Here is a 26978-nt window from a genome sequence, read left to right on the forward strand (position 1 = left end):
TGCCAGAAGGCGTAGAGATGGTGATGCCAGGTGACAACATCAACATGGTCGTTAACCTGATTGCCCCAATCGCCATGGACGAAGGTCTGCGTTTCGCAATCCGTGAAGGCGGCCGTACTGTAGGTGCGGGTGTTGTTGCTAAAGTGATCGCATAATTTTTTTAATGTGTTCATTTTGGAAGGGCATCGATAGATGCCCTTTTTATACGTTGTCTTAAGAAGAACCTATCTCATCAATAGTTGTTTATGATGGGTTAATTAATAGCAGATAAATGGCTATTTGATTGCTATTCTTAATTATTGGTGAGATAGGCTCTGATACAACGGATGGGCTTAAATATCATTGAGATACCAAAGTCCTACTGAATTATGGCGCCGAGTCAGATACAATTACAATTATCTTTGGGTTCGGTCTGATTTGTTTTGCTCTTGCGAGGCAAGCTGGCTATCTATTTACATCATAGTTACTTATATCATAGTTACTTACATATATAGTTACAGGTTGGTTTATGAGTGCGAATAGCAATGCTCAAGAAAGCGGGCGTAGTCTTGATATAGCAAAATGGCTATTGGTAGCAGTGCTGCTGGTGGTTGCTATTGTGGGTAATTACTATTACCGAGAGTATAACCTGCCTCTGCGCGCGATAGCCGTGGTTGCTATTGCTGCCCTTGCAGGAGCAGTTGCATTGTGGACTGTAAAAGGTAAAGCTGCATTAGCCTTTGCCCGTGAAGCCCGCATTGAAATGCGTAAAGTCATTTGGCCAACTCGCCAGGAAGCACTGCATACGACTTTGATTGTTGCAGTTGTGACGGCTGTTATGTCTCTCATCTTGTGGGGGCTTGATGGTATTCTGGTGCGTTTAGTTTCATTTATTACAGGCCTGAGGTTTTAAAAAATGTCTGAATCCCCAAAAAAGCGTTGGTATGTCATCCAGGCATTTTCTGGGTTTGAAGGTCGCGTCGCTCAATCTCTGCGTGAACATATCAAATTACAAGAGATGGAAGATTCTTTTGGCGAAGTGATGGTGCCGACAGAAGAGGTTGTTGAGATCCGCAGTGGTCAGCGCCGTAAAAGCGAGCGTAAATTTTTCCCAGGCTATGTCTTGGTACAGATGGTTATGAACGATGCGACTTGGCATTTGGTTCGTAATGTACCTCGCGTAATGGGTTTTATCGGTGGCACTTCTGACCGCCCTGCACCAATCAGCGATAAAGAAGTTGATGCGATCATGAATCGTCTGCAACAGGTTGGTGATAAACCACGGCCGAAAACACTGTTCGAACCAGGCGAAATGGTTCGTGTCAGCGATGGCCCGTTTGCAGACTTCAATGGTGTGGTAGAAGAGGTCGATTACGAGAAGAGCCGCTTGAAAGTATCGGTTTCTATCTTTGGCCGTGCTACACCGGTTGAGCTGGATTTCAGTCAGGTAGAGAAAGCCTAACCTGATGATTAAGTAAACGGCTCTGCTTGCAAAGGGGGTGAAATTGGCATACAATTTCGCGCCTTTTGTTTTTATCTGGGTATCATTTTTAGATGATGCTTTCTGGATAATTTAAGCGATATTAGGTAATAGCTTTTAAATGGTCTGGTCTTTTAGACGGGGCCTAAGTCGTCAGGGGAGCCTCATTTTGAGGCGATAAGACCCATATAGAGGAAAATACAAATGGCTAAGAAAGTACAAGCCTACGTTAAGCTGCAAGTTGCAGCTGGTATGGCTAACCCAAGCCCACCAGTTGGTCCAGCTCTGGGTCAGCAAGGTGTTAACATCATGGAATTCTGTAAGGCGTTCAATGCTAAAACAGAAAGTCTTGAGAAAGGCTTGCCAACTCCAGTTGTTATTACTGTTTATGCAGACCGTTCTTTCACTTTCGTTACCAAAACCCCACCAGCGGCTGTTCTGCTGAAAAAAGCAGCAGGCGTCAAATCTGGTTCCGGTAAACCGAACAAAGACAAAGTTGGTAAAGTGACCAGCGCTCAAATTCGTGAGATTGCTGAAACTAAAGCTGCGGACATGACTGGTGCTGACGTTGACGCGATGATGCGTTCAATCGAAGGTACTGCTCGTTCCATGGGCCTGGTAGTGGAGGGTTAATCAATGGCTAAACTGACCAAGCGCATGCGCACTATCCGTGAAAAAGTTGATGCAACTAAACAATATGACATCAACGAAGCTGTTGCTCTGCTGAAAGAACTGGCTACTGCTAAGTTCGTAGAAAGCGTTGACGTAGCTGTTAATCTTGGCATTGATGCTCGTAAATCTGACCAGAACGTTCGTGGCGCAACTGTACTGCCACACGGTACTGGCCGTTCAGTACGTGTTGCTGTATTTACTCAGGGTGCAAACGCTGAAGCGGCTAAAGCTGCTGGCGCAGAACTGGTAGGTATGGAAGATCTGGCTGAACTGGTTAAGAAAGGCGAGATGGACTTCGACGTTGTTATCGCATCTCCAGATGCAATGCGCGTTGTTGGCCAACTGGGTCAAATCCTGGGCCCACGTGGTCTGATGCCAAACCCGAAAGTAGGTACTGTAACACCTAATGTTGCTGAAGCGGTACAGAACGCTAAAGCAGGTCAGGTTCGTTACCGTAACGACAAGAACGGTATCATCCACTCTACTATCGGTAAAGTTGACTTCGACGCTGACAAACTGAAAGAAAACCTGGAAGCTCTGCTGGTTGCGCTGAAAAAAGCTAAACCATCTTCTGCTAAAGGCGTTTTCATTAAGAAAGTTAGCCTGTCTACGACCATGGGTGCAGGTGTTGCGATCGACCAGTCTGGTCTGAGTGCATCAGTTTAATGATTTAAGCTGAGAATAACGCTTTACCTTAGCGTCAGATTTGTCTAGAATTTGACGCTTCAAATTTGCCTGATGGTGTGTTTTATGGCACACAACCTTTGAAAAATAAGGCAGTATCGGCAAATAACAGATTTTCGGTTGGAGCTTGGCCTTAACCAAGCCCCGTCCAAGACCGCAGGCGTAAGTACGTAGAAATACTTACTTAATATCCTGCGTAGACGGTGACAGAGCCAAATGAAATATTATTTTCTGGATTCTGCTCACCGTGTTTTAGCGCTCAGGCACATCCGGTGCCTTGAGTGAAGTGAGTTCCGGGTTTTCCCGGTTAATCCAGGAGCAAGAAGCTAATGGCACTAAATCTTCAAGACAAACAAGCGATTGTTGCTGAAGTCAGCGAAGTAGCCAAAGGCGCGCTGTCTGCGGTTGTTGCGGATTCTCGCGGCGTTACTGTAGATAAAATGACTGAACTGCGTAAAGCATGCCGTGAAGCTGGCGTTAGCGTACGTGTTGTACGTAATACCCTGCTGCGTCGTGCTGTTGAAGGTACTGAATATGAGTGCCTGAAAGAAGCGTTTGTTGGTCCAACCTTGATTGCTTTCTCTTCTGAACATCCGGGCGCCGCTGCTCGTCTGTTCAAAGATTTCGCGAAAGCGAACCCAGCATTCGAGATTAAAGCAGCAGCCTTTGAAGGTGAGTTTATCCCAGCGAGCAACATCGATCGCCTGGCAACACTCCCAACTTACGAAGAAGCAATCGCACGCCTGATGTCAACCATGAAAGAAGCCGCTGCAGGCAAACTGGTTCGCACTCTGGCTGCGTTACGCGATCAGAAAGAAGCAGCTTAATAGCCTATTTCCTTCGTTGCTTTTTAACGTATAAACTTTTTCTGAATTTTAGGAACACTTGTTATGTCTATCACTAAAGAACAAATTCTGGACGCAGTTGCAGAAATGTCTGTAATGGACGTTGTTGAACTGATCAGCATGATGGAAGAAAAATTCGGCGTTTCTGCTGCTGCAGCTGTAGCTGTAGTTGGCGGTGCGGCTGAAGCAGTTGAAGAAAAAACTGAATTCGACGTTATCCTGACTGGCGCTGGCGCTAACAAAGTTGCTGTAATCAAAGCAGTACGTGGCGCAACTGGCCTGGGTCTGAAAGAAGCTAAAGACCTGGTTGAAAGCGCACCAGCAGCACTGAAAGAAGGCATCAGCAAAGACGACGCTGAAGCTCTGAAAAAATCTCTGGAAGAAGCAGGTGCTTCTGTTGAGATCAAGTAAGATCAGTTTGAAGTTCGCAGCCTGATTTTTTAAGGCTGGCGGCTGGCGGTTTTTTAATCGCCAGCCTTTTTGCGCTGTAAGGGCATTGCTTGAAAGCAGATCGTCTGAAAGTCGATTGCCCGAAAGCCATTATGTAGGGAGTTAGTCGCATTTCACACTGTTTGGCGATTAATAAACCCAGAATACTTTTTCCTATTGACGACTTAATATACTGCGTTCTCAGCTACGATCCACTCGGGTAGCTCGGTAGTAAGGTAACGCAATGAAATGATTTAAGAGTAATAGTAATGGGTATTATGGAAAATATTCTGTTTTCTGTTCGAAAAAATAGTGTTGCAGAGAGCTGCCCTTAAGGGCGGGCTGAGTGGGTCACTTATCAGCGAGCTGAGGAACCCTATGGTTTACTCCTATACCGAGAAAAAACGTATTCGTAAGGATTTTGGTAAACGTCCACAAGTTTTGGATGTTCCATACCTTCTTTCTATCCAGCTTGACTCGTTCCAGAAGTTTATCGAGCAAGATCCTGAAGGCCAGAATGGACTGGAAGCGGCCTTCCGTTCAGTGTTTCCAATTCAGAGCTACAGCGGCAATTCCGAGCTGCAATATGTAAGCTACCGTCTTGGCGAACCTGTCTTTGATGTTAAAGAGTGTCAGATCCGTGGCGTGACGTTCTCCGCACCGCTGCGCGTTAAGCTGCGTCTGGTTATCTATGAGCGCGAAGCGCCAGAAGGCACAGTTAAAGACATCAAAGAACAAGAAGTCTACATGGGTGAAATTCCACTCATGACGGATAACGGCACCTTCGTTATCAACGGTACTGAGCGCGTTATCGTATCTCAGTTGCATCGTAGCCCAGGCGTTTTCTTTGACAGCGATAAGGGTAAAACCCATTCATCCGGTAAGGTACTGTATAACGCACGTATCATCCCTTACCGTGGTTCGTGGTTAGATTTCGAATTTGATCCAAAAGATAACCTGTTTGTGCGTATCGACCGCCGCCGTAAGTTGCCGGCTTCGATTATTCTGCGCGCGATGAGTTATTCCACTGAAGACATTCTGAATCTGTTCTTCAAAAAAACCGTTTTCGAAATTCACGCCAATAAATTGCAGATGACGCTGGTTCCAGAACGTCTGCGTGGCGAGACAGCTTCATTTGATATCGAAGCAAACGGCAAGGTCTATGTTGAAAAAGGCCGCCGTATCACCGCCCGTCATATCCGCCAGTTAGAAAAAGATCAGGTAGACCGTATTGAGGTGCCTGTCGAATATATCGCGGGTAAAGTGGTAGCAAAAGATTACATCGACCAGAACACAGGTGAAATCATCTGTGCGGCTAACATGGAACTCTCTTTGGATCTGCTGGCACGTTTGAGCCAGTCTGGTTACAAATCTATCGAGACCCTGTTTACCAATGATCTGGACCACGGTGCTTACATTTCCGAAACTCTGCGTATTGACCCAACCAATGATCGCCTGAGCGCACTGGTTGAAATCTATCGCATGATGCGTCCGGGTGAACCACCAACACGTGAAGCCGCAGAAAATCTGTTTGAGAACCTATTCTTCTCTGAAGATCGTTATGATCTGTCTGCGGTGGGTCGCATGAAGTTCAACCGTTCACTGGATCGTGAAGAGGTTGAAGGTTCCGGTATCCTGAGCAAAGAAGACATCATTGACGTGATGAAGAAGCTCATCGATATCCGTAACGGTAAAGGTGAAGTTGACGATATCGACCACTTGGGCAACCGTCGTATCCGCTCCGTGGGTGAAATGGCGGAAAACCAGTTCCGCGTCGGTCTGGTTCGTGTCGAGCGTGCCGTGAAAGAGCGTTTGTCCCTGGGCGATCTGGATACCCTGATGCCACAGGACATGATCAACGCCAAACCTATTTCTGCGGCGGTGAAAGAGTTCTTTGGTTCCAGCCAGTTGTCCCAGTTCATGGACCAGAACAACCCACTGTCTGAAATTACCCATAAACGCCGTATTTCTGCGTTGGGCCCAGGCGGTCTGACCCGTGAGCGTGCCGGCTTTGAAGTTCGAGACGTACACCCAACCCATTACGGCCGTGTATGCCCAATCGAAACTCCTGAAGGTCCAAACATCGGTCTGATTAACTCATTGTCCGTTTATGCGCGTACCAATGAGTATGGTTTCCTTGAAACACCTTACCGCTTAGTGCGTGATGGCGTGGTGACGGATGAAATCCACTACCTGTCAGCCATCGAAGAAGGTAACTACGTCATTGCACAGGCGAACACCGTACTGGATGAAGAAGGCCACTTCGTTGAAGAATTGGTCACTTGCCGTCATTACGATGAATCCAGCTTGTTCAACCGTGATCAGGTTCAGTACATGGACGTTTCGACACAACAGATCGTGTCCGTCGGTGCTTCCTTGATCCCATTCCTTGAACACGATGACGCCAACCGTGCATTGATGGGTGCGAACATGCAACGTCAGGCGGTTCCAACTCTGCGTGCTGATAAGCCGCTGGTCGGAACAGGCATGGAACGTGCGGTAGCGGTTGACTCCGGTGTTACCTCGGTTGCTAAACGCGGCGGTGTGGTTCAGTACGTTGACGCCTCCCGTATCGTTATCAAAGTGAACGAAGATGAAATGTACGCGGGTGAAGCGGGCATTGATATCTATAACCTGACCAAATATACCCGTTCAAACCAAAACACCTGTATCAACCAGATGCCGTGTGTTTCTTTGGGTGAATTGGTAGAACGTGGTGACGTACTGGCCGATGGTCCATCCACCGACTTGGGTGAACTGGCACTGGGTCAGAACATGCGCGTGGCGTTCATGCCTTGGAATGGTTATAACTTCGAGGACTCCATCCTCGTCTCTGAGCGTGTTGTTCAGGAAGACCGTTTCACCACCATTCATATTCAAGAACTGGCTTGTGTGTCCCGTGACACCAAACTGGGGCCTGAAGAGATTACGGCTGACATCCCTAACGTGGGTGAAGCTGCGCTGTCTAAACTGGACGAATCCGGTATCGTTTATATCGGTGCGGAAGTCAAAGGTGGCGACATTCTGGTTGGTAAAGTGACACCGAAAGGTGAAACTCAGCTAACACCAGAAGAAAAGCTGTTGCGTGCGATCTTCGGTGAGAAAGCGTCTGATGTGAAAGACTCCTCACTGCGCGTACCAAACGGTGTTTCTGGTACTGTGATCGACGTACAAGTCTTTACCCGTGATGGCGTAGAGAAAGACAAGCGTGCGTTGGAAATTGAAGAGATGCAGTTGCGTGAGGCTAAGAAAGACCTGACAGAAGAGCTGCAAATCTTCGAAGCTGGCTTGTTTGCCCGTATTCACTCAGTACTGGTTGCCGGTGGCATTGAAGCGGAAAAACTCAACAAACTTCCTCGTGAACGTTGGTTGGAGTTGGGTCTGGCTGATGAAGAAAAACAGAATCAGTTGGAGCAGTTGGCAGAACAGTATGACGAACTGAAAGTCGAGTTCGAGAAAAAACTGGATGCCAAACGCCGTAAGATCACTCAGGGCGACGATCTGGCACCCGGCGTGCTGAAAATTGTCAAAGTGTATCTGGCTGTGAAACGTCAGATCCAGCCTGGTGACAAGATGGCAGGCCGTCACGGTAACAAAGGGGTTATCTCCAAGATCAACCCGATCGAAGACATGCCTTACGATGAAAACGGCACACCCGTGGACATCGTACTGAACCCGCTGGGCGTACCATCACGTATGAACATCGGTCAGATTCTGGAAACGCATTTGGGTATGGCGGCGAAAGGTATTGGTGACAAGATCAATGCCATGCTGAAACAGCAACAAGAAGTTGCCAAACTGCGTGAATTTATCCAGAAGGCTTACGATCTGGGTGATGATACTCGCCAGAAAGTGGATTTGAACACCTTTACCGACGAAGAAGTGATGCGTCTGGCAGAAAACCTGAGAAAAGGGATGCCTATCGCAACGCCAGTCTTTGACGGTGCAAAAGAGACCGAAATCAAAGAGTTGTTGAAACTGGGTGGCTTACCGACTTCTGGTCAGATCACGCTGTTCGACGGTCGCACCGGTGAACAATTCGAGCGCCAGGTAACCGTGGGTTACATGTACATGCTGAAATTGAACCACTTGGTTGATGACAAGATGCACGCCCGTTCTACCGGCTCTTACAGCCTGGTGACTCAGCAGCCGCTGGGTGGTAAGGCACAGTTCGGTGGACAGCGCTTCGGTGAGATGGAAGTGTGGGCACTGGAAGCATACGGTGCTGCATACACCCTGCAAGAAATGCTCACCGTTAAATCCGACGATGTTAACGGTCGAACCAAGATGTATAAAAACATCGTGGATGGTAACCACCAGATGGAACCAGGCATGCCGGAATCTTTCAACGTATTGCTGAAAGAAATCCGTTCGTTGGGTATCAACATCGAGCTGGAAGACGAATAAACCGTTTTCCAACCAGTGGTTATACAGGTGAGCGGCATGGGCCACTCACCTAACAGGTCTAACTCCGACAGGAGCCATTTCGTGAAAGACTTATTGAAATTTCTGAAAGCGCAAACCAAGACCGAAGAGTTTGATGCGATCAAAATTGCTCTGGCCTCCCCAGATATGATCCGTTCGTGGTCATTCGGGGAAGTAAAAAAGCCGGAAACTATTAACTACCGTACGTTCAAGCCTGAGCGTGACGGTCTTTTCTGTGCGCGTATTTTCGGGCCAGTAAAAGATTACGAATGTTTGTGTGGTAAATACAAGCGTTTGAAACACCGTGGTGTGATTTGTGAGAAATGTGGCGTTGAAGTGACCCAGACCAAAGTGCGTCGTGAACGTATGGGGCACATCGAGCTGGCATCTCCAACCGCTCACATCTGGTTCCTGAAATCTCTGCCATCCCGCATCGGTTTGTTGCTGGACATGCCTCTGCGCGACATTGAACGCGTACTGTATTTCGAATCCTATGTGGTTGTCGAAGGCGGCATGACCAACCTTGAGCGTAGCCAAATCCTGACCGAAGAGCAGTATCTGGATGCACTGGAAGAGTTCGGTGATGAATTTGATGCCAAAATGGGTGCGGAAGCGATCCAGGCATTGCTGAAAAGCATCGACTTGGAAAACGAATGTGAAACCTTGCGTGAAGAGCTGAACGAAACCAACTCTGAAACCAAGCGTAAGAAGCTGACCAAGCGTATTAAACTGCTGGAAGCCTTCATTCAGTCTGGTAACAAACCAGAGTGGATGGTTCTGACCGTTCTGCCCGTTCTGCCACCGGATCTGCGTCCACTGGTTCCACTGGATGGCGGCCGTTTCGCAACCTCAGACCTGAACGATCTGTATCGTCGCGTTATTAACCGTAACAACCGTCTGAAACGCCTGCTGGATCTGGCTGCGCCGGATATCATCGTACGTAACGAAAAACGTATGTTGCAGGAAGCGGTTGATGCGTTGCTGGACAACGGCCGTCGTGGTCGTGCGATCACTGGTTCCAACAAACGTCCTCTGAAATCCTTGGCAGACATGATCAAGGGTAAACAGGGTCGTTTCCGTCAGAACTTGCTGGGTAAACGTGTTGACTACTCAGGCCGTTCGGTAATTACCGTAGGTCCATACCTGCGTCTGCATCAGTGTGGTCTGCCTAAGAAGATGGCGCTGGAACTGTTCAAGCCATTCATTTACGGCAAGCTGGAACTGCGTGGTCTGGCGACGACCATCAAAGCAGCCAAGAAAATGGTTGAGCGTGAAGAAGCGGTTGTATGGGATATCCTGGATGAAGTCATCCGTGAGCACCCGGTTCTGCTGAACCGTGCACCAACCCTTCACCGTCTGGGTATTCAGGCTTTTGAACCGGTTCTGATCGAAGGTAAAGCCATTCAGTTGCACCCGCTGGTGTGTGCGGCGTATAACGCCGACTTCGATGGTGACCAGATGGCTGTTCACGTACCGTTGACACTGGAAGCTCAGTTGGAAGCGCGTGCGCTGATGATGTCTACCAACAACATCCTGTCTCCGGCGAGCGGTGAACCTATCATCGTTCCATCTCAGGACGTTGTATTGGGTCTGTACTACATGACCCGTGACTGTGTTAACGCGAAAGGCGAAGGCATGGTGCTGACCGGTCCTAAAGAAGCAGAGCGCGTTTACCGTGCTGGCCTGGCTTCTTTGCACGCCCGTGTCAAAGTTCGTATCACTGAAGAAGTGAGAGATGGCGAAGGCAATGTCACCGTTAATACCGGTCTGGTGGATACCACTATCGGTCGTGCCATCCTGTGGATGATCGTACCGCGAGGTCTGCCATATTCACTGATTAACCAGGCGCTGGGTAAAAAAGCCATTTCCAGAATGCTGAACACCTGTTACCGCATACTGGGGCTGAAACCCACCGTTATCTTAGCTGACCAGACCATGTATACCGGTTTTGCTTACGCTGCTCGTTCAGGGGTATCCGTAGGTATTGACGACATGGTGATCCCTGAGAAGAAAGAAGGCATCATCGCGGAAGCGGAAGCAGAAGTGGCCGAAATTCAGGAACAGTTCCAGTCAGGTCTGGTTACCGCGGGCGAACGCTATAACAAAGTTATCGATATCTGGGCAGCGGCGAACGAACGTGTTGCTAAGGCGATGATGGAAAACCTGTCTTCTGAAACCGTGATTAACCGTAACGGTGAAGAAGAACAGCAGGTTTCTTTCAACAACATCTTTATGATGGCCGACTCCGGTGCGCGTGGTTCTGCGGCTCAGATCCGTCAGTTGGCGGGTATGCGTGGTCTGATGGCAACGCCAGATGGCTCGATCATCGAAACCCCAATTACCGCGAACTTCCGTGAAGGTCTGAACGTACTCCAGTACTTCATCTCAACCCACGGTGCGCGTAAAGGTCTTGCGGATACCGCATTGAAAACGGCGAACTCCGGTTACCTGACCCGTCGTCTGGTTGACGTTGCCCAAGACTTGGTGGTGACGGAAGATGACTGTGGCACTCACGACGGTATCCTGATGACGCCGGTTATCGAGGGTGGTGACGTTAAAGAACCACTGCGTGAGCGTGTATTGGGTCGTGTGACGGCGGAAGACGTTCTGAAACCGGGTACAGCGGACATTCTGGTAACACGTAACACATTGCTGAACGAAAAATGGTGTGACCTGTTAGAAGAAAACTCCGTTGACAGCGTGAAAGTACGCTCCGTAGTCAGTTGTGAAACTGACTTTGGTGTTTGTGCGAACTGTTACGGTCGTGACCTGGCTCGTGGTCACCTGATCAACAAAGGTGAAGCGATTGGTGTTATCGCGGCACAGTCAATCGGTGAACCGGGTACACAGTTGACGATGCGTACGTTCCACATCGGTGGTGCGGCATCTCGTGCGGCAGCAGAATCCAGCATTCAGGTACGTAACAAAGGTCACCTGAAACTGACCAACGCAAAATTCGTAACGAATTCAACAGGCAAACTGGTTATTACCTCTCGTAATACCGAATTGCGCTTGATCGACGATTTCGGTCGTACCAAAGAGAGCTATAAAGTTCCTTACGGTTCGGTATTGGCGAAAGGTGATGGTGAAGTCGTGACCGGCGGTGAAACCGTTGCGAACTGGGATCCACATACCATGCCAGTCGTGAGTGAAGTCTCCGGTATTATCCAGTTCTACGACATGGTTGATGGTCAAACCATTACCCGTCAGACGGATGAACTGACCGGCCTGTCTTCACTGGTGGTTCTGGATAGTGCAGAGCGTACCGGCAGCGGTAAAGACCTGCGTCCGGCACTGAAAATCGTAGACGCCCAAGGTAACGACGTTCTGATCCCAGGTACAGATATGCCTGCTCAGTACTTCCTGCCGGGTAAAGCGATTGTTCAACTGGAAGATGGCATGTCCATCTCTGCGGGTGATACATTAGCGCGTATTCCTCAGGAATCTGGCGGTACTAAAGATATCACCGGTGGTCTGCCACGCGTTGCTGACCTGTTCGAAGCCCGTCGTCCGAAAGAGCCTGCTATCCTGGCAGAAATCAGCGGTATCGTTTCCTTCGGTAAAGAAACCAAAGGTAAACGCCGTCTGGTCATCAGCCCACTGGATGGTGGTGACGCTTACGAAGAGATGATCCCTAAATGGCGTCAGCTCAACGTGTTCGAAGGTGAGGTGGTTGAACGTGGTGACGTGATCTCCGATGGTCCAGAATCTCCACATGACATTCTGCGCCTGCGTGGAGTCCATGCGGTTGCTCGTTACATCACTAACGAAGTACAGGAAGTTTACCGTCTGCAAGGCGTTAAGATTAACGATAAACACATTGAAGTTATCGTTCGTCAGATGCTGCGTAAAGCGACTATCGCGAGTGCGGGTAGTTCTGAATTCCTCGAAGGTGAGCAGGTCGAATACGCACGCGTTAAAGTTGCAAACCGTAAGCTGGAGCAGGACGGTAAAGTTGCAGCTACCTTCCAGCGTGACCTGTTGGGTATCACCAAGGCATCACTGGCAACAGAATCCTTCATCTCTGCGGCGTCGTTCCAGGAAACAACCCGCGTTCTGACTGAAGCCGCTGTTGCAGGTAAACGTGATGAACTGCGTGGCCTGAAAGAGAACGTCATCGTGGGTCGTCTGATCCCTGCGGGTACAGGTTATGCTTACCATCAGGATCGCATCCGCCGCCGTCAAGAAAACGTCGTGGTTGAAGCACCACAAGTGAGTGTTGACGAAGCCACTGCAAACCTTGCTGAATTGCTGAATGCAGGTTTTGGTAGCAGCAGCGATAACGAGTAATATCGTGATGCGTAGATGCTATAGAGCTAAATACAGCTAATCGTGAAATGCCCTCTCTTGGTAGAGGGCATTTTTTATTGGATGGAAAATCAAAATGAGACGAATTGTTTATATTATTGCAATGATTTTCTCAGCACTTCTGATGTGTTTTTCCCATTCAGCTTTATCGCAATACCACGATTTTCCTCATTATCGTTACATGGAGATGACTAAAGACAGTGAAATTTATTCTTGGGTCGGCGAGCACGTCATCAAGGTAGCCGTATTAAAGAAAGGGCAAGCCTTTAAAATTATTGAAGAAGAGGAAGAGAGTGATTACTATGCGCTCCATTTTGGTAATGGTACAGGTTATGTAGCCAAAGGAAATTTAAAGGAAATTAAAAAATCGGCATTTCCCCGTGATCCTTTTAATATTCTTCATAAGGAAGTCTCCCAAAATTTGATGGTTTTTAAGGTGGCTCGAATTTATGGCACACCTGATACCGATAGCGAGCCCATTGCAATCTTAATGGAAAATCTCCGTTATCCGGTTTTAGACAAGTTACAAGATCATTCGCACCATACTTGGTACGAAATTAATTTGGGTGATCGATTGGGCTACATTAGTGATCGGGATGCTGAACTGGATAATGGCATTCCTTTGTTAACGTATCACCATATTCTTAACGATAATAAACATTTTCTACATACCTCGACGACGACATCTCTGACGGCCTTTCGTGAGCAGATGGCTTATTTGAAACGGGCAGGTTATACCACAATTTCATTATACGAATTGGAAGGTTACCTGAATGGTTACATTAACTTGCCGGCAAAAGTGGTTGGTTTAACCTTTGATGATGGGCTGAAATCCGTTTATCGTTATGCCTATCCCATTTTGCAAGAGAATGGTCAGAAAGCGACACTCTTTATTATTTCATCCAGAATTAAACGCCATCCACAGAAATGGAACCCTGACAGCCTGCAATTCCTGAGCCTGCCTGAATTATATGCCATGCAAGATGTATTTGATTTTCAGTCTCATACCCACTTCTTGCATCGTCTGGGAAAAAATAAACATCCAATACTATTGAGCCGATCATACCACACTATCCTGTATGATTTCGCCCGTTCCAGACGGGCACTATCACAATTTAATCCTCATGTGCTTTACCTTTCCTATCCTTTTGGTGGATATAATCCAAAGGCAATACAAGCGGCTAAACAAGCTGGATTTCATTTGGCTGTTACCACGGTACAGGGAAAAGTTAAGTTAGGCGATAATCCTTTTGCTTTGAAACGGTTATATCTAGTGCGGACAGATCCGATTGAAAAAATGGCGAAAATGATTGCTAACCAACCAGATTCAATGTTTTTGCAACCGATTGAGAATTGAATATAAGGTGTAAAATCATTTAGTCGATAAATCACAGTAGATCTTAACCTAATGTGATAATTTTTACTAAGGATGGAGATTATGGATTTCTTGGAGTTAATATTGGAAATTCCTTATGGTTTCATAAAATGTATTATCAAATTTTTTGCATGGATATTTAAGGTTGCCATGAAGGATATTGTTATTTCATTGCTCTCGTTTGGTATTTTATGCTGCATTATATTTTCATTCATAATTCCTAAATTTATTTTTAGTGTCTTGTTATTGTTGATGTTTATTTATTTGGTTTTTAAGTTTCGAGGGAAAATAAGAAGATATTTGAATAAGAAAGGCTTTTTATAGCCTATTTCGGTAGTACCATTTTTCTATACCCTATAAACTTTAAGTTGCGGCTCGTAAGATGAAAACCGCCTATTATCTCCCCGCAATGCGGGGGAGATAATAAATACATCTTGAAGTACGACGAGAATATGACTATTTGGCAAATCAATCTATTTTTTGTTTTTTATCATCTTGATAAACGTTTTCCGTGCAGTTGGGGAGCCAAGTCGTTCTGCTTCATCTAGCAGTTTTAATGCCTTATCAATATCACCGTGACTAATGGCTCTTGTGATAGCGTCATTGAAATATTGCTCAGTATCATTCAGCACAGGTTTCACTGGTGAGGCAGCCGATTGCGCGACATTAGCCGGCGTTGTTCTTACCGGCGATGTCGATATTGCTTGTATAGAACCGACTGTCACTGGCTTAGTTTCAGGTGAAGAAAACACCTGACCAATCAGGATATTGCCTGTATTGCTTTCTGATTGCACTTTTAACGTTAATGACCCTGTTTCTGTATGGCGAGCGACCGGATCGGGGATATTCGGCACGGAATTACCGATTCCTTTAGCATAAGCCTTAGCAGGATCGACCATTTGTGTTGACGTTTGTAAATCAGGACGGGTGGTATAAATGAGTAAATAAATTCGCTGTTGTCCCAATGCCGGAGTCAGCTTTAACACCCCCTCCAGCCTATCGGTCGACATAATACCGGGTTGTTGATAGCGAAAATAATGGCTTGGATAAAAAGCCGCAGGATGCAGTTGTTCATCAAATACCAAAACATTCGGCGAGTATACCTGCTTATCTTTTATCAAACTGGTCAGTGTGATTTCCAATGAACCTTGATTGGCGGGTAAAGCAAATGCGGCGATCGCCCCTTGGACATGACCATCATTAATTTGCTGCGACGAGCTATTAAGAACCATGGACTGCGTGCCATGGGTATTAATCGGCTGCCACTGTAATTTCTGCAAAGTTGACAGGGACAACGCTGGCGCGACAGCGTTGCTTGTTTCTATATCAATTGTTTCTATGCCAGATCCCGACTTATTCGTTATTGTGGTATCTGATGCGGCATAACTCACCGCCGGAATCACGTTGTAGAGCAGGGCGCTGAGACAAAGTGAAAGTAATTTCTTTTTCATTACCACCAAGCCTCAAATTGGGCACCAAACGTAAATTCATCGCTGTTCCCACGACTGAATTGCTGTGCTGATGTATCGCGGTAGGCAACGTCATTGCCATAACCCCATTTTTCATTCCATTTGGAGTAAGAAGTAAATAAACGGATAGCAGGACGTGACCAGATGCTGTCACCCGCTTGCCATTGTTGGGCCAGAGTGATCTTGTACTGATTATTGTTTGCCTTAGTCCGTTGTGACTTCACATTGTCATAACCTACTTCCAGTAAGGTACTCATTATCGGTGTCCACTTATACATTGGACGGACACCCACGGTGTACCATGTGTTGCCATTGTTATTGTCGAGGTCAATGTTTTGGTACATGGCAACATACATGAGATCCCATTTATTCGTGATACTAATGGCACCATGATCCAGAATGCGTAGCATATGTCCGTTATTGTATACATTAGCACCTTCGGCGCGCCCATTGCTGTTAGACGTCATGGCGTCAGTTGCGTACTGTAGGACAAATTTGTTGAAGCCACCCAGCAGGCTTTGGGTATGTTCGGCAGTCAGCATCACACCGTCTTTAGAGGCTTGTTTATCAAGCTGGTATCCTTTGCGTGTATTAGCACGTCCATAATCTATACCAAATTCCAGTGTGCCGCCGGTATTGACAGGTAAGTTGGCTAGCCGTATATCGAAAACATCATTTGAGGTTGATTTAACTTTTTTATCGGATTGATCGGCAATCCACCCATGCGAACCGCCTTCTTCTGTATTACGGGTGACCGCGAAGGAAAGTTTACCAAAACCAAGATCGACATTTTCCAAGCCTGCGCCGGGACCAGAGATATCCCAGTAATAGAAATCGATCATATGTACATCGTGGCGCTGATAGAAACGTTTACCCGCCCACAGGGTTGAGCCTGGCAACCAATCAAGGACATTGGTGGCTTTCACATTAACTTCACGAAAACCAGGTTTGGTATCTTCCCAGTCTTTTTGCTGACTGACGGAGTAGGCTAAATTGGTATCAAAATAGAAACTTTTATCACCTTCTTTCCATAACTCTTGCCCCAGCTTAAGTTCGGCGTAGGTTTCACATTCGTTGCCGAGACGGTATTTACTCGGTGCACCAGTGACTTTGGCACAGTTTTGCTCACCGCCACTCCCTGTCCAGCCAATGCCTGAACGGGCATAGCCGTGGAAGTCAACAGCAAGAGCTTGCATAGATAATAAACCAGTTAGCATAGCCAATGAGAGAGACAATATACGCATAATGATTCTCCTGTTATTTTTTTATGGCCGCGGATCTAAACTCCGGGTTCTTTATGTAAACGTTGACATGCAGTGCCATCTTCACGGAAAAGATGACATCGGTGAGGCGCTAATCCGATAGTAAAATCGGCTCCTTCTTTTACGAGAACAATATCAGGTTGGCGGTAAACTAAATTTTGGTGAATGGCAGGTATGCGGATGTGAATTTGGGTTTCGTTCCCCAGTTGTTCCACGATCTGTACTGTCCCGTCTAACGTAACATCGGCTACATCATTAGGCAAAAGATGTTCAGGGCGAATTCCCAAAGATACATTACTACCCACAGTTAGCCCTTGACTTTCAACGGGTAACCAAACGGGCTGACCGTTAGGCAGGATGATTTGTACTTGATCGACCGCAATCGCTGAGACTTTGACTGGCAGAAAATTCATTTTCGGTGAACCAATAAAACCCGCAACAAAGCGATTGGCAGGATAATGATAAATTTCAAGTGGTTTACCAACCTGAGCAATATTGCCCCCATCCAAAACAACAATCTTATCTGCCAGAGTCATGGCTTCGGTTTGATCATGAGTGACATAGACCATCGTACGTTGAAGCCGCTTGTGTAGGCGTGAAATTTCAATTCTCATCTGTACACGCAGGGCGGCATCCAGATTGGAAAGTGGCTCATCCAGCAGAAAGATATTGGGTTCAGCAACGAGGGTTCGGCCAATGGCGACTCGCTGACGCTGACCACCGGACAGGGCCTTGGGACGGCGATCCAGTAGATGGGCAAGCTGGAGAGTTTCTGCAACTTGTTGTACCCGCTTTTGGATATCGCTTTTTTTGACACCCGCCAGCTTCATACCGAATGACATATTGTCGGCAACAGAGAGGTGGGGATATAGCGCATAAGATTGAAAAACCATGCCGACACTGCGTTTGGCGGGTGGAACATCATTTATTCGCTTGCCATCTATCAGTAAATCACCGGATGTGATGTCTTCTAATCCTGCGATCATCCTCAGCAGCGTCGATTTCCCACATCCTGACGGACCGACAAATACGACAAATTCTCCTTCCTGAATCTCAAGATTAAGATCTTTGGAGATGACCGTTTCACCATATGATTTAGATACATTGCGGAATGTAACGCTGGACATTTGTTCCCTCCCTCGGATTTGCCACCTCAGTTTTCTGCTCGTTTCCTGTTCGTCTTTGTTTCCTGCTTGCCGTTGCGAGAAACGTCGTCACGAGAAACTTAGTGAAAAACTGATGGCTGGATTGTGGATAAAATAACAGGCACAAGAATCCTCCATACCAGAATTTTTGATGGTGGAGGAGTCAGGAGGACGAGCTTAATGTGATTGAGAAGGGAGGAATAAAATTGACAGGTAAGATGTGACTTAAATCCCAAAAAAGGATGCTGTATTGGTGTTAACGCTATGATTTTAATTATTTTTGTAAGCTGGTTCACACTCATGCAGTATGAGGCGTAGAACGGGGGAGGATGAGTCTTTTTTACATTGATTGCACACTGGTGCCATTTTATCGCGATGTAATAAAGATAATTACCTTGAACTAACAAATGAAAAAGGCGGAATGATGACCAAGAAAATTTTAAAAGTGGGGGGTCGCACCCTGATGCTTTCCGTTTTAACAACCTGTGTATTGTCTGCTTCGGCTTTCGCGAAGCCGGAAGAAGGAAAGTTGGTAATCTGGATTAATGGTGATAAAGGCTATAACGGGTTGGCACAGGTTGGTGAAAAGTTTGCAAAAGAAACGGGAATTCCTGTCACTGTTGAACATCCTGACAAACTGGAGGAAAAATATACCCAAATTGCAGCCAGTGGCGATGGTCCGGATATTATTTTCTGGGCACACGACCGCTTTGGTGGCTATGCTCAATCAGGGTTAGTCGCTGAAATCACGCCTGATAAGTCGTTTATTGACAAGCTATTTCCCTTTACATGGGATGCCGTTCGCTATGACGGGAAATTGGTAGGATATCCGATCGCAGTTGAAGCCCTTTCTCTTATCTACAATAAAGACTTGATTAAATCTCCTCCTAAAACTTGGGAAGAAATCCCTGCCCTGGATAATGAGCTGAAAAAGCAAAATAAAAGCGCAATTATGTTCAATTTGCAGGAACCGTATTTCACTTGGCCCCTGATTGCTGCTGATGGCGGGTATGCCTTCAAGGCAGAAAACGGGAGTTATAATGTTAAAGATAGCGGAGTGAATAATGTCGGCTCTAAGGCAGGAATGAAATTTCTGGTTGATTTAGTCAAAAACAAACATCTCAATGCGGATATCGATTATTCCATCGCCGAAGCTGCCTTTAATACAGGCAAAACCGCAATGACGATTAATGGTCCTTGGGCATGGGCAAATGTAGATAAAAGTAAAATTAATTATGGCGTTACCCAATTGCCAACTTTTAAGGGAAAACCCTCTAAACCTTTTGTTGGCATTTTAACTGCGGGAATTAATGCGGCCAGTCCTAATAAAGAGTTAGCAAAAGAGTTTTTGGAAAATTACCTGCTGACTAATGAAGGATTGGCAATGATGGATAAAGATAAGCCGTTGGGCGCGGTGGCTTTGAAATCCTATCAGTCGATCCTGGAAAAAGACCCACGAATTGCGGCTACGATGGCGAATGCTCAAAACGGTGAAATTATGCCAAATATTTCCCAAATGAGTAGCTTCTGGTACGCAATGCGTAGTGCTGTTCTTAACTCGGTCAGTGGGCGTCAGGCGGTAGATGCGGCTCTTGATGATGCTGAAGCGAGAATGACAAAATAAATGAATGACAGGCTCCTGATCCTCAGGAGCCTTAACACCTTATTGTGATAGGTTTTGGATAATCACAATGGTTGGTAACAGGACGTGCAAGATGTCAGCGACATTAAAAAAAGCAAAATGGTGGCAGCATCCTGCCCTGAAATGGTTTGCTATAGGGTTTTGCCTACTTTTTACAGGTTATTTGGTTGTACTAATGTATGCTCAGGGAGAATACCTGTTTGCTATGTTAACACTGGTATTACTGGGAAGCGGCATCTATGTTTTTTCCAACCGGAAGGCGTATGTCTGGCGCTATACCTACCCTGGAATTGCTGGAATAGGGTTGTTTATCCTGTTTCCGCTTATTTGCACGATTGCTATCGCTTTTACCAATTATAGCAGTACTAACCAATTGACGTTTGAACGTGCGCAAACGGTATTAATGAGCCGCCACTACCAGACGGGGGAGCCATTTAATTTCAAACTTTATCCTGTCTCTGAACAGTGGGTTTTGGCACTCAGTGTGCCTGATAGTAATCACTTATTGATATCTGAGCCTTTTTTTCTCGCGGGAACGGAAGAAATTGTCCTGCCTCTCCATACACAGGAACAACAGCTTGAAGGCGATGCCGCGGCATTGCGCACCATTACTCAACATCGGCAAACATTGAATCAATTGGTAGCCGTTCTTCCTGATGGTCGTAAACTGAGAATGAGTTCCTTGCGTCAGTTCTCAGCGATAAACCCGCTTTATGCCCTTGATACAGATGGGATTACATTGACCAATAGCCAAACTGGCATACAATATCGACCGAATATGGATACTGGGTTCTATCAATCCATTAATGCGGAAGGGGAATGGGCTAAAGAAACACTAAGCCCTGGATTCACGGTTTCTATTGGCTGGAAAAATTTCCTGCGGGTAATGCAGGATGAGGGTATTCAAAAACCTTTTCTGTCTATTTTTATCTGGACAGTGGTTTTTTCTCTGTTAACAGTGGTACTGACAGTTGCTCTGGGGATGATTCTCGCTTGCGTTGTACAGTGGGAAGCACTTAAGGGACGAGCGATTTACCGAGTATTGCTTATCTTGCCTTATGCTGTTCCTTCATTTATCTCCATCCTGATTTTCAAAGGATTATTCAATCAAAGTTTTGGTGAAATTAATCTGGTACTCAATGGGCTGTTTGGTCTTAAACCGGATTGGTTTACAGATCCGACCCTAGCCCGAACCATGCTGATTATTGTCAATACGTGGTTGGGTTATCCCTATATGATGATTCTTTGCATGGGGCTGTTGAAATCTATTCCTGATGATCTTTATGAGGCATCGGCACTTGATGGTGCAGGTCCGTGGCAGAATTTCACCAAAATTACGTTTCCGTCATTGATTAGGCCATTGACGCCGTTGATGATTGCCAGCTTTGCTTTCAATTTTAATAACTTTGTCCTGATTCAACTGCTAACCAACGGTAAACCTGATCATATTGGTACAACGACACCCGCGGGTCATACCGATCTTTTGGTGAGCTATACCTATCGTATTGCTTTTGAAGGTGGGGGTGGGCAGGAATTTGGTCTGGCGGCTGCCATTGCAACATTGATTTTCTTGTTGGTAGGTGCACTAGCTGTCATCAATTTGAAAACCACCCGCATGAAATTTGATTAAGGAGAAAGGAAGATGGCGATGGTACAACCTAAATCGCAACGATGGCGGGTATGGGGAACACATATATTCATGCTGGCTTTTATTGGCCTGATTTTGTTTCCTCTGCTGATGGTAATTGCTATCTCTTTGCGTCCGGGTAATTTTGCTACGGGTAACCTGATCCCAGATACTATTTCATGGGAACACTGGAAGCTGGCATTGGGTTATCGTGTCGAATCTTCTGATGGACATGTCGTACTCCCACCATTTCCGGTCATGCAGTGGCTTTGGAACTCGGTAAAGGTTGCTTTCATTACTGCCACTGGCATTGTGGCATTATCAACGACATGTGCTTATGCGTTTGCCCGTATGCGTTTTCGTGGAAAAGGCACTTTACTCAAAGGAATGTTGATTTTTCAGATGTTCCCGCCGGTACTTTCTCTGGTGGCACTGTATGCCTTGTTTGATCGATTAGGCGAATATATTCCTTTCCTTGGCCTCAATACCCACGGCGGTGTGATTTTTGCCTATCTGGGCGGAATTGCTTTACATGTATGGACGATAAAAGGCTATTTCGAAACGATAGATCGCTCTCTGGAAGAAGCCGCCATGCTGGATGGCGCGACATCGTGGCAAATTTTCCGTTTGATACTGCTGCCGCTCTCTGTGCCTATATTAGCTGTGGTATTTATTCTGTCGTTTATTGGTGTGATTACCGAAGTCCCTGTTGCATCTCTGCTATTACGTGATGTGGACAATTACACGTTAGCTGTCGGAATGCAGCAATATCTTCACCCACAGAATTATCTCTGGGGCGATTTTGCCGCTGCGGCTGTTCTTTCTGCCATTCCTATCACGTTGATTTTCTTACTGGCTCAACGTTGGTTGGTGGGTGGATTGACATCGGGAGGTGTGAAAGGTTGATCCTCTTCCCAATCATATAGCCACATGATTGGGGGGTATTTTTCTTTATCTCCCCGCGTCGCGGGGAGATCATCAATGTATCTTGAAGTATGACGAGTATGCCGGTGGTTCAGTCAGTGATAAAAAGCTATCAACCCTGTTTTCGGCATTCGCCAACGGTTTGTAACAACTGGTTGATATGGGCGTCTGCAAACATCGTTTCCAATGTGGTAGAAAGTTTTCGTCGCCAGTTAGGATATTCCTCTGTTGTGCCAGGGATATTGACGGGGCGTTCCATATCCAGCCAATCTTCAGGTTGTAATCCCAATAAAGCACTAGAACTATGGGCTATGTAACGATGTATGCTTTGATTTATCGCGTTTGACATCAGAAGTTCAGGTTGTGCCGCTTGCAATGAAGAAAGAGTATCTGGCTTGAGCCATTCTTTTGATAAATAGCCGTGACGCTTTAGACTGGTGAGTAATGCTTGCTTGCTGCGTTTGCGTTCCGCATATAAATCGGCAAGAAGCGCTTTATCAGGGTATAAGCCGATGTCTTCCCCTAAGGTGAGATCTTTATTTTGCCAGAATCCACGTAAGGTAGGTAAGTCATGGGTCGTAATCGTTGCCATTGCTTGCGCGGGATATTCATCGGGAGAACGGTATTCACCTTGCTGATCGCGTTCAAAATAAAATACTTTATAGGAATAAACACCGCTATCTCGTAATTTACCCACAATTTCTTCCGGTACAATGCCTAAATCTTCGCCTATCACTAAGCAATGATTGCGCTGGCTTTCCAATGCCAATATCGCTAACAGATCGTCAACCGGATAATGAACATAAACGCCTTTATCGGCTGTTTCTCCTTGTGGTATCCACCAGAGCCTGAGTAACGACATGACATGATCGATACGCAATGCACCGCAATGGCGCATGTTGCTGCGCAGTAATTCGATGAAAGGTTGATAGGCTTGGGCTTTTAATACATGGGGATTCATTGGCGGAAGTCCCCAGTTTTGCCCCAGTGGTCCCAGAATATCAGGGGGCGCGCCTACAGAGGCTTTGGTGCAATAGATACTTCGGTTACACCAGGTTTCTGACCCTCCTTGTGCGACACCGACGGCCAGATCACGGTAAATGCCAATCGGCATGTGATGGGTTTGGCTGGTCGTGAAGCATTCGGCAAGCTGAGTGTCAGCCAGCCATTGCAACCAAAGGAAAAACGCTATCTCTTGTGGGTGTGAATGACAGAATGCTTTAACCGTGTCGCTCTCAGGTTCACGGTATTCTTCCGGCCATACAGGCCAACCCCAATAAGCCCTGTTTTCCCTATATAGCTTATGGTGTAGGGCATCATAAGCCGCTTGAGAATAAAGGTTTTTGCCGCCTTGGGTGACAAATTGTTGGAAAGCGATTTGTTGCGGATCATCGCCAGACCGGCGCTTGAATTGCGGATAAGCCAGCCGCAATGCCGCCATTTTTAGCGTCATGACTGCGGTGTAATCGACCCATTCGGTTTGGCGGGCTTGCTGGAGTTCGAGCTGTGTTTCCGTTGAGTGCCACCACGCTTGTGCTTCAGCGCTATCATTAAAATCTTCTACCTGATTGACGGCAATATAAATGATATTGAGCCAGTGGCGGGAAGATGGACTGTAAGGGCTGGCATTTTCAGGCATGGCAGGATATATGGCATGAAGAGGATTCAGGCCAATAAAAGCACCGCCACTCTGTGCCAGTTCTTGCAGCATATATTTCAGATCGCCGAAATCGCCAATTCCCCAGTTATTTTCTGAGCGGAGGGTATAAAGTTGAACGCAGGCGCCCCAAAGTTTTTCTCCACGTGTTATGGCATCAGGTTCGTAACAACGTTTTGGAGCAACAATCAGTTGCATGGAGGACTGCCGAGAGTCAGTGTTCGCGATTAAATCCAGTGTGTGATATCCCAAGGGGAGGTCGGTTGGCAAAGTCAGTTGATGCTGGCAGCGACCATGAAGTATTTCCCCTTGCTCAGTCTGTATCTGCCACTGGTAATAATTTGAGTTCTCCAAAGGCAACGTCGCCATTTGCCCCTGGATAACCACTTTAACATTCGGTAAAGAGGAAGTCTGTAGATGAGGAACCGGCCTCCCGACCGGTATATCTGCACTCATGGCTTCCAGTATTCGATGCCTGATTTCAGCAGGGATCGCCTGGGGTTTTCCATAGGCATTAATGTATTCGCTGGCAATGCCGGCCTCAGTTGCCAAATCATTGAGGCATGTCTTTTCCATACTCAATCCCTATTTAGTTCGCCAGATGCGTTGTTGATAATCCTGAATGGTGCGGTCAGAACTAAAATTCCCCATTCGAGCGGTATTGAGTACAGTACTGCGCGTCCAGCCTTCAGCGTCGCGATAGCGAGAGTCAATTTTCTGATGGGCGTGGCAGTAAGCGGCAAAATCTGCCAAAACTAAATAAGGGTCACCACCGTCAGTCAGGCTATGTAACAAGAGATCAAAGGCGTGCGTGTCTCCGTGACTAAATTCACCTTTGGCGAGGGAGTCAAGGATCTCTTTGAGATGACGATTCTGTTGAAGGACATGTTGTGGATTGTAGCCACTGCTCAGTAACGCCTTAGCTTCTTCCACGGTCTTGCCGAAGATAAAGATATGGTCGTTGCCAACTTGTTCGGCGATTTCGACATTCGCACCATCCAGCGTTCCGATGGTTAATGCGCCGTTTAAGGCCAATTTCATATTACCTGTCCCAGAGGCTTCCTTGCCCGCAGTAGAGATTTGTTCCGACACATCGGCCGCCGGTATCATCAGTTCCGCTGCGGACACATTGTAATCGGGGATAAAAGCAATTTTGATGCGATCACGGACTATCGGGTCATGATTGATCTTGTCGGCGGCATGATTGATAGCAGCGATGATATTTTTCGCCAGATAGTAGCCGGGAGCCGCTTTGGCGCCGAATAAGAAAACACGGGGATGGATATCCAAAGCCGGATTTTCCTGAATTTGCCGATAGAGCGACAAGATATGAAGCAGGTTCAGATGCTGACGTTTGTATTCATGCAGACGTTTTATCTGGATATCGAAAATCGCATGGGGATCAATCCTGAGTCCCATAACCTTATTGACATAGTTGGACAGGCGAATTTTATTGTCTTGTTTAACGGCTCGATAGGTTTCACGGAAGGCAGCATCGTCGGCGTAAGGTTCGAGTTGTTGCAGGACAGCAAGATTATTCACCCATTCATGATCTAATGTTTGGTCAATTAATGAAGAAAGTGCGGGGTTACACTGTTTCAACCAACGACGTGGGGTTACACCATTAGTCACGTTGTGGAATTTGGTTGGCCACAATTGATGATATTCAGGGAACAGATCTGTCACGATCAACGAGGAGTGCAGGGCTGCCACCCCGTTGACGGCAAAGCAGGCGACAACACAAAGGTTAGCCATTCTGACTTGGTTGTCATGGATAACCGCTAATTTTTCCCAAACTTGTTGGTTATCAGGCCAGATTTGATCCACAGTTTTTTTAAAGCGCCGGTTGATTTCCTGAATGATGCGGTGATGACGTGGCAGAAGCTCACCCATCAGTTGTTCATCCCAACGTTCTAAGCCCTCCGGTAGCAAGGTATGGTTGGTATAGGCGAACGTTTTTTCTGTGATTTCCCATGCGGCTTCCCAACTTAACAGGTGCTCATCAAGCAGAAGACGCATCATTTCAGGGATCGCGATGGTGGGATGGGTGTCGTTAAGCTGGATAACTTCGTATTGCGCGAGTTCTTCAAGTTTTCGCCCTGCTTGTTGGTGGCGGCGCAGAATATCTGCCACGGCACAGGCACACTGAAAATATTGTTGCATTAGGCGCAGGCGTTTACCGGCCTGATGATTATCATTCGGGTAAAGCACTTTGGTCAGGCTGGCAGCGTCAATGCCTTGCTGCTCAGCGTGCAGGAACTGCCCATCATTGAACAGTGACAGGTCAAAGGGGCTATCGTAGGTTGCTTGCCACAGGCGCAGTGGTTGCGTCACGCCATTGTGATAGCCAAGCACAGGTAAATCCCATGCTTCACCAATCAGGGTGAAGGCGGGCGCCCAAGTTTCATAACCCTCGGCCGTGGTCACGATTTCGCCGCCAAAATTGACGCTCACTTTTAATTGTGCGTTGTGGCGAAACCACGGATAGGACGCGCGTCCCCAATCATCGGGTGCTTCAATTTGTTGGCCCTGTTTAAACGATTGGCGAAAGAGTCCATATTGATAATTGAGGCCATATCCCGTAGCGGGTTGATTAATTGTCGCCATTGAATCGAGAAAACAGGCTGCTAATCTGCCCAACCCGCCATTGCCCAATGCAGGATCAGTTTCTTCTTCCAGCAAGTCACTCAGAACAAGGCCATCTTCTGCCAGATAAGACTGAATATCGTCATACCAGCCAAGATTCAATAAGTTATTGGCTGTCAGTCGGCCTATCAGAAATTCCATCGAAATATAGTTCACATGACGTTGGTGGTCAGGAGATGGATTGGCATCGTTTTGCTGAGTGGAGGGGGGAAGTAATTCAGATACGGCTGCACTAATAGCCTGCCACCACTGATGTGATGTCATTTCCTGAGCTGAGTTGAGGCCAAAAGATTGCCACTGGCGTGTGAGAGCAGCCTGAAATAAGGCTTTATTGAGTGTCGGGTTTTTATTTAATGTGGATAGTTCCATGATGTCGCATCCTGTCACTAGCTGAGGAAAATTGGGGGAA

17 protein-coding genes and 1 pseudogene are annotated in these 26978 nt (G+C 46.7%); 13 read left to right on the forward strand and 5 right to left on the reverse strand.

Going from position 1 to position 26978, the window contains the following annotated elements; all coding sequences use genetic code 11:
- From tuf to PSI15_RS11540, 10 genes and pseudogenes are all read left to right on the forward strand, one after another.
- Nucleotides 1–155 (forward strand): annotated as a pseudogene (tuf, locus tag PSI15_RS11495) (elongation factor Tu); the annotation flags it as partial.
- Nucleotides 156–508: 353 nt separating this feature from the next.
- Nucleotides 509–892 carry a preprotein translocase subunit SecE gene (gene secE, locus PSI15_RS11500; protein WP_045972999.1) on the forward strand — a complete coding sequence of 128 codons (384 nt, stop codon included), beginning with the start codon at nucleotides 509–511 and terminating at the stop codon, nucleotides 890–892.
- A 3-nt stretch (nucleotides 893–895) separates the two neighbouring features.
- Entirely contained in the window at nucleotides 896–1441 is a 546-nt protein-coding gene (nusG, locus tag PSI15_RS11505) for a transcription termination/antitermination protein NusG (protein ID WP_045972997.1), read from the forward strand.
- A gap of 222 nt (nucleotides 1442–1663) precedes the next feature.
- Complete coding sequence (gene rplK / locus PSI15_RS11510; RefSeq protein WP_045972995.1) at nucleotides 1664–2092, forward strand: 50S ribosomal protein L11; 429 nt, start codon at nucleotides 1664–1666, stop codon at nucleotides 2090–2092.
- Nucleotides 2093–2095: 3 nt separating this feature from the next.
- Nucleotides 2096–2797: a 50S ribosomal protein L1 gene (gene rplA, locus PSI15_RS11515; protein ID WP_045972993.1), complete on the forward strand. Its 702-nt coding sequence runs from the start codon at nucleotides 2096–2098 to the stop codon at nucleotides 2795–2797.
- Nucleotides 2798–3144: 347 nt separating this feature from the next.
- The gene (gene rplJ / locus PSI15_RS11520; RefSeq protein ID WP_045972991.1) at nucleotides 3145–3642 is read left to right on the forward strand and encodes a 50S ribosomal protein L10; all 498 of its coding nucleotides are present in this window, start codon (nucleotides 3145–3147) and stop codon (nucleotides 3640–3642) included.
- A 63-nt stretch (nucleotides 3643–3705) separates the two neighbouring features.
- A complete protein-coding gene (gene rplL / locus PSI15_RS11525) occupies nucleotides 3706–4071 on the forward strand; it encodes a 50S ribosomal protein L7/L12 (RefSeq protein ID WP_045972989.1) in 366 nt (121 codons plus the stop codon).
- A 396-nt stretch (nucleotides 4072–4467) separates the two neighbouring features.
- Nucleotides 4468–8496, forward strand: coding sequence for a DNA-directed RNA polymerase subunit beta (rpoB, locus tag PSI15_RS11530; protein ID WP_045972987.1), 4029 nt, complete (start codon nucleotides 4468–4470; stop codon nucleotides 8494–8496).
- Between the two features lie 81 nt (nucleotides 8497–8577).
- Complete coding sequence (rpoC, locus tag PSI15_RS11535; RefSeq protein WP_273583657.1) at nucleotides 8578–12804, forward strand: DNA-directed RNA polymerase subunit beta'; 4227 nt, start codon at nucleotides 8578–8580, stop codon at nucleotides 12802–12804.
- A gap of 142 nt (nucleotides 12805–12946) precedes the next feature.
- Nucleotides 12947–14179, forward strand: coding sequence for a polysaccharide deacetylase family protein (locus PSI15_RS11540; RefSeq protein ID WP_273583671.1), 1233 nt, complete (start codon nucleotides 12947–12949; stop codon nucleotides 14177–14179).
- Nucleotides 14180–14670: 491 nt separating this feature from the next.
- Here PSI15_RS11540 and malM read toward each other — a convergent pair whose 3' ends face one another.
- Genes malM through malK form a run of 3 tightly spaced genes read right to left on the reverse strand, consistent with a single transcriptional unit; the run spans nucleotide 14671 to nucleotide 18055 of the window.
- A complete protein-coding gene (malM, locus tag PSI15_RS11545) occupies nucleotides 14671–15648 on the reverse strand; it encodes a maltose operon protein MalM (RefSeq protein ID WP_273583658.1) in 978 nt (325 codons plus the stop codon).
- The gene (locus tag PSI15_RS11550) at nucleotides 15648–16910 is read right to left on the reverse strand and encodes a maltoporin (protein ID WP_273583659.1); all 1263 of its coding nucleotides are present in this window, start codon (nucleotides 16908–16910) and stop codon (nucleotides 15648–15650) included. Before PSI15_RS11550 ends, malM begins: the two co-directional genes overlap by 1 nt.
- Nucleotides 16911–16945: 35 nt before the next feature.
- The gene (malK, locus tag PSI15_RS11555) at nucleotides 16946–18055 is read right to left on the reverse strand and encodes a maltose/maltodextrin ABC transporter ATP-binding protein MalK (RefSeq protein WP_045972975.1); all 1110 of its coding nucleotides are present in this window, start codon (nucleotides 18053–18055) and stop codon (nucleotides 16946–16948) included.
- Nucleotides 18056–18497: 442 nt separating this feature from the next.
- Here malK and malE point away from each other — a divergent pair, with 442 nt between their 5' ends.
- The 3 genes from malE (at nucleotide 18498) to malG (ending at nucleotide 22248) form a co-directional block, all read left to right on the forward strand.
- Complete coding sequence (gene malE, locus PSI15_RS11560) at nucleotides 18498–19697, forward strand: maltose/maltodextrin ABC transporter substrate-binding protein MalE (RefSeq protein WP_273583660.1); 1200 nt, start codon at nucleotides 18498–18500, stop codon at nucleotides 19695–19697.
- Nucleotides 19698–19788: 91 nt separating this feature from the next.
- A complete protein-coding gene (gene malF, locus PSI15_RS11565) occupies nucleotides 19789–21345 on the forward strand; it encodes a maltose ABC transporter permease MalF (RefSeq protein WP_273583661.1) in 1557 nt (518 codons plus the stop codon).
- A gap of 12 nt (nucleotides 21346–21357) precedes the next feature.
- Nucleotides 21358–22248, forward strand: coding sequence for a maltose ABC transporter permease MalG (gene malG, locus PSI15_RS11570; protein WP_273583662.1), 891 nt, complete (start codon nucleotides 21358–21360; stop codon nucleotides 22246–22248).
- A 130-nt stretch (nucleotides 22249–22378) separates the two neighbouring features.
- On the opposite strand, the gene malQ is transcribed toward malG, so the two are convergent.
- Together malQ and malP are read right to left on the reverse strand one after the other, a co-directional pair.
- Nucleotides 22379–24499, reverse strand: a complete 2121-nt coding sequence (malQ, locus tag PSI15_RS11575) for a 4-alpha-glucanotransferase (RefSeq protein WP_273583663.1) — start codon at nucleotides 24497–24499, stop codon at nucleotides 22379–22381.
- Between the two features lie 9 nt (nucleotides 24500–24508).
- Entirely contained in the window at nucleotides 24509–26938 is a 2430-nt protein-coding gene (malP, locus tag PSI15_RS11580) for a maltodextrin phosphorylase (protein WP_273583664.1), read from the reverse strand.
- Nucleotides 26939–26978 lie beyond the last annotated feature (40 nt).

Origin of the sequence: Xenorhabdus sp. PR6a, from assembly GCF_028599065.1 — a bacterium.
Lineage (GTDB): Bacteria > Pseudomonadota > Gammaproteobacteria > Enterobacterales > Enterobacteriaceae > Xenorhabdus > Xenorhabdus doucetiae.

What these genes read in the sequence shown, in the direction of transcription:
- secE (WP_045972999.1), top strand. Translation starts at nt 509, where the DNA reads ATGAGTGCGAATAGCAATGCTCAAGAAAGCGGGCGTAGTCTTGATATA.
- nusG (WP_045972997.1), top strand. Translation starts at nt 896, where the DNA reads ATGTCTGAATCCCCAAAAAAGCGTTGGTATGTCATCCAGGCATTTTCT.
- rplK (WP_045972995.1), top strand. Translation starts at nt 1,664, where the DNA reads ATGGCTAAGAAAGTACAAGCCTACGTTAAGCTGCAAGTTGCAGCTGGT.
- rplA (WP_045972993.1), top strand. Translation starts at nt 2,096, where the DNA reads ATGGCTAAACTGACCAAGCGCATGCGCACTATCCGTGAAAAAGTTGAT.
- rplJ (WP_045972991.1), top strand. Translation starts at nt 3,145, where the DNA reads ATGGCACTAAATCTTCAAGACAAACAAGCGATTGTTGCTGAAGTCAGC.
- rplL (WP_045972989.1), top strand. Translation starts at nt 3,706, where the DNA reads ATGTCTATCACTAAAGAACAAATTCTGGACGCAGTTGCAGAAATGTCT.
- rpoB (WP_045972987.1), top strand. Translation starts at nt 4,468, where the DNA reads ATGGTTTACTCCTATACCGAGAAAAAACGTATTCGTAAGGATTTTGGT.
- PSI15_RS11540 (WP_273583671.1), top strand. Translation starts at nt 12,947, where the DNA reads ATGTGTTTTTCCCATTCAGCTTTATCGCAATACCACGATTTTCCTCAT.
- malM (WP_273583658.1), bottom strand. Translation starts at nt 15,648, where the DNA reads ATGAAAAAGAAATTACTTTCACTTTGTCTCAGCGCCCTGCTCTACAAC.
- PSI15_RS11550 (WP_273583659.1), bottom strand. Translation starts at nt 16,910, where the DNA reads ATGCGTATATTGTCTCTCTCATTGGCTATGCTAACTGGTTTATTATCT.
- malK (WP_045972975.1), bottom strand. Translation starts at nt 18,055, where the DNA reads ATGTCCAGCGTTACATTCCGCAATGTATCTAAATCATATGGTGAAACG.
- malE (WP_273583660.1), top strand. Translation starts at nt 18,498, where the DNA reads ATGACCAAGAAAATTTTAAAAGTGGGGGGTCGCACCCTGATGCTTTCC.
- malF (WP_273583661.1), top strand. Translation starts at nt 19,789, where the DNA reads ATGTCAGCGACATTAAAAAAAGCAAAATGGTGGCAGCATCCTGCCCTG.
- malG (WP_273583662.1), top strand. Translation starts at nt 21,358, where the DNA reads ATGGCGATGGTACAACCTAAATCGCAACGATGGCGGGTATGGGGAACA.
- malQ (WP_273583663.1), bottom strand. Translation starts at nt 24,499, where the DNA reads ATGGAAAAGACATGCCTCAATGATTTGGCAACTGAGGCCGGCATTGCC.
- malP (WP_273583664.1), bottom strand. Translation starts at nt 26,938, where the DNA reads ATGGAACTATCCACATTAAATAAAAACCCGACACTCAATAAAGCCTTA.